We start from the raw sequence: 2,414 nt of genomic DNA, 5'->3' as shown, positions 1-2,414 counted from the left end.
ATTGCATAATGCCCAATCATATTCATATTTTAATGAGACCAATGAAGATTGAAAACGAAAATAAATTTTACGAGTTAAAAGATATAATGTATAGTCATAAACGATTTACGGCAAGAGATGCGAATAAAATTTTAAACAGAAAAGGTGATTTCTGGTATCGAGAATTTTATGATCATTATATCAGGAATGAAAACGAATTTAGAAATGTCCTTCGCTATATTTATCATAATCCTGTGAAAGCGGGATTGGTTTCTAAACCTGAAGATTGGAGATTCAATAAAATAATGGAATTGTAAAAACCATCGGGACGCTGGTGATACTGTAACCCCGTCGTCTCGACGGGAAAAAAAGAAACCATCGGGACGGTGGTGATACAGCAACTCCGTTGTTTCGACGAGAAAAAATGAGACCACCGGGACGGTGGTGGTACAGGAGAGAAAATGAGTAGATTCAAATGGTGTTTTGTCATCATTATAATCCAGATAATTGCATCTTTATATCTTGGATTATCATTGTCGGAAGATGTAAAAATTCCCTGTCACTGGAACATCAAAGGTGAAATTGACGGATATTATGGAAAGTGGACAGGATTACTTCTTTTTCCCGGAATAAGCATAGCAATGTTGCTGCTGCTGATCGCACTTCCGTATATTTCCGTTCGCTATAAAAACGCACGGGAAAGGTTTGACAAAGTAATTCCGAATTTAGCCACGATCATCATCTTTTTCTTTGCAGGTTTTCATGTTTATACGATCCTGCTGGCAAAAGAAATATTGAATCCCAGCGGAAATATGATCTTTTACCTGATTGGCTTGATGTTCATTTTATTGGGAAATCTCCTTCCGAAAATTCCTTCCAACTTTTTTGCCGGAATCCGTACTCCTTGGACTTTATCTTCGGAAAATGTGTGGAGAAAAACGCATCGTTCAGGTGGGATCAGTTTTGTTTTGGCAGGTTTTCTAATGATCTTGATCCCACTTCTCTGGAAAAATTCACAAACATCTTTGGTTGTGATGTTCATTGTGGTTATGGCAATTGTATTGTATCCGGTTTTGTATTCTTTTATTTTGTATAAGAAGGAAGGAAAATAATTTTTTAGTGATTGATATTTTGCGTTATAAGACACTTTAGAGAGAATTAATTTAATTTTTGAATAGGTGGGTATCTTTTTTCTTGACATATACTACACCTGTAGGAACTTTGCCACAGAAGTAGGAGAACAGAAATGAAGAAATTAAATATCAGCAACCTGGAATGGGAAATTTTACGAATTACATGGCAGAAAGGAAAAATCACGGTAAAGGAAATTTCCAAAGCACTTTCCAAACCGAATAAAAGAGCCTATACAACGATCCAGACTTATATGGAACGAATGGTCGAGAAAGGATTTCTAACCAAAGAAAAGATCGGATTGGTGAATTTTTATAAAGCGATCGTCAGAGAAAAAAATCTCATAAATAAAGAAATTTCCAAATTTACACAAAATGTTTTCGCAGGTTCGTATTCCAATTTGGCAGCATATCTTTTTGATGCGCACAAACTTGATAAAGAAGATATCGAGATGATCAAAAAAATGATCGCAGAAAAGGAGAACGAAAATGATTGATACAATTTCAAATCTCTGGTTTGATTTCTTCCTGAATAATTCGCTCCAACTCCTGATATTTTTTGGAATTATCTATTTTGTCGCATTTTTATTCAGGAAAAGTTCTCCTCTTTTTCTATTTTATTTATGGACATTCGTTTTTTTGAAAGCAGTTCTTCCACCCAGAATTAATTTACCTGTTTTTTCTGAAACTGTGCTATTTTCAAAAAATATTCTTCCCCAATTTTTTGTTTCAAGTTCAGAATCATCTTCGTCATTTCCCTATAAAACAGTTTTATTTTTTAGTTGGTTATCTGTTGTTCTGTTTTTGCTCATCCGTCAAACAATCCTGGAAAAAAATCTGAACAAAAAACTTTCGGATTCAACAGAAGCAGACTTTTCGGATATTTTATCCAAACTAAAAACAAAAATGAAGATTAATAAAGAGATTAAGATTTATTTGTCGGAAAATATTTCTGTTCCTTTGACCCGTTCATTTTTGAAACCGAAAATATTTTTACCTGTGAAAGCAAAAGATTGGAATTTTACCGAACTTAATGCCGTCATCGCTCACGAATTGGCTCATATAAAGCGAAAAGATATTATTTTTTTGATTTTTGAAACGCTGATAAATGTCTTATACTTTTTCCATCCGCTTATCTGGTTTGCGAGAAATCGATTAAGTTTGCAAAGAGAAAAGGTCTGTGATGAAATGGCGATGAGAGCGAGCCGAGAAAATTCACTTGCTTATGGAAAATGCGTTTTAGCAAACTTGGAAAATTGTTTAGTTCTTAAAACGAGATTTGCTTTTATGAACGGTTTCGTTTTT

Annotated in this window: 4 protein-coding genes; all 4 read left to right on the top strand. The window is 34.1% G+C overall.

The window, feature by feature from the left end; all coding sequences use genetic code 11:
- Positions 1 to 296, top strand: a 296-nt coding sequence (locus ENL20_11430; protein ID HHE39164.1) for a hypothetical protein, incomplete at its 5' end; no start/stop codon positions are given.
- Between the two features lie 144 nt (positions 297 to 440).
- Entirely contained in the window at positions 441 to 1,091 is a 651-nt protein-coding gene (locus ENL20_11425) for a DUF1648 domain-containing protein (protein HHE39163.1), read from the top strand.
- 134 nt (positions 1,092 to 1,225) lie between these two features.
- The gene (locus ENL20_11420; protein HHE39162.1) at positions 1,226 to 1,606 is read left to right on the top strand and encodes a BlaI/MecI/CopY family transcriptional regulator; all 381 of its coding nucleotides are present in this window, start codon (positions 1,226 to 1,228) and stop codon (positions 1,604 to 1,606) included.
- The coding region (locus ENL20_11415; GenBank protein HHE39161.1) for a M56 family metallopeptidase at positions 1,599 to 2,414 on the top strand (816 nt) is incomplete at its 3' end. The genes ENL20_11420 and ENL20_11415, both read left to right, overlap by 8 nt.

It is taken from the genome of Candidatus Cloacimonadota bacterium, from assembly GCA_011372345.1.
Taxonomy (GTDB): Bacteria; Cloacimonadota; Cloacimonadia; order Cloacimonadales; family TCS61; genus DRTC01.
This window is presented reverse-complemented; position numbering and strand designations above follow the sequence as displayed.